At 22.7% G+C, this 1262-nt stretch carries 1 protein-coding gene and 1 pseudogene; both read right to left on the reverse strand.

The window, feature by feature from the left end:
• Positions 1-392: 392 nt before the first annotated feature.
• Positions 393-947 (reverse strand): annotated as a pseudogene (locus tag N866_RS20685) (DNA polymerase); the annotation flags it as partial.
• Positions 948-1142: 195 nt separating this feature from the next.
• Entirely contained in the window at positions 1143-1250 is a 108-nt protein-coding gene (locus N866_RS22825) for a DNA polymerase (protein WP_216699499.1), read from the reverse strand.
• Positions 1251-1262 lie beyond the last annotated feature (12 nt).

Genomic DNA, 1262 nt, shown 5'->3' on the forward strand with positions numbered 1-1262 from the left:
AAAAAAAAAAATTAATAAAAATTTATTTTTATAGCATTAGCTTCATGAAAAAAAAGATGTTAATAGATATCATTAAAGTCATCAATTATTTCATTGTCTTTAATAATTATAGGTTTAGTATAACTCATCATATTTGTTTGATCATAAATAGGAATTCTTTTATTATCATTAGTTTTTAATTGATAAATACTATTAACAATTTCTATTGTGTTTTCTGATTGTTTTCTAATTCATCTTTCTTGTGGAATGTTTAAAACGGCATTTTTTTTTAAAAGATTAAACATATCATCCTGAGATAAACTGTGATCTTTAATACCTCTTACTTTAAAATAAACATTATCATTAGAATCTATTGCTCAATAAGCTTTATTAGATACATAAATAACCTTATCTCAAATGTGTTCAAGTTTAAGTTTACCTAGTTCCTCTCCTACAAATGATTCATGTAAAGGTTTATTAATATCTATACTATCAGTATCTGAATAAAAAATCTTATAATTCTTTAACATTTTTAACTTAGACATATGAATTCGAGCTTCAGCTGTAACTGTTGCAGCAATAGCCACATTAACATTAGGTTCATAATAATAATTATTTTCCCTATCCTCGCAAATATCTTTATTTTTAATGAAAGACATTAAATAATTTTTATTTTCTAATTCTATAACATCTATAATAGTTATAGAAGAATCTTTAAGTAAATCATTTAAATTAGTTTCTTTAATAATACAATGTTTTTCTAATTCAGGATTCATTCCAAATCTACCATATAAACTATTCATTAATAGTTTACTAATTATATAATCAGGAGAATCTCTTTCACTATTAGCTTTTAAATCATAAAGTTTTTCAACATAATCCTTAAATATATTCTTTTTATCAAAAATATATCCTTTAATAATTTTAAATTTATAACCATATTCCATGGCATTATAAATTTCATTAGAATGATAAACACCTTGTCATTTTCCTAAAGGAGCTATAGTTCTAAATCCTTTATTTTTTATTTTCATTCTTTTTTGAATAATAGGAATGTTTAAGTTTTTAGGTGTTTCAACTTCTACTTCAAAGAATCCATAAGGTTTATCAGTATTAAAAATTTTTAAATTATCTCAATTTTTTAAAATGTTCCCTTCAAAAAATCAAGGATTACCTACGGGCATATCTTGAAAAGACATCACCGCAGGATACAGAGAGTTAACATCATATCTATAAACTTTTTCATTATTTAAATTTCTATTGATATAAATATCTACAGCTCC

The organism is Actinotalea ferrariae CF5-4, assembly GCF_000603945.1.
Taxonomy (GTDB): Bacteria; Actinomycetota; Actinomycetes; order Actinomycetales; family Cellulomonadaceae; genus Actinotalea; species Actinotalea ferrariae.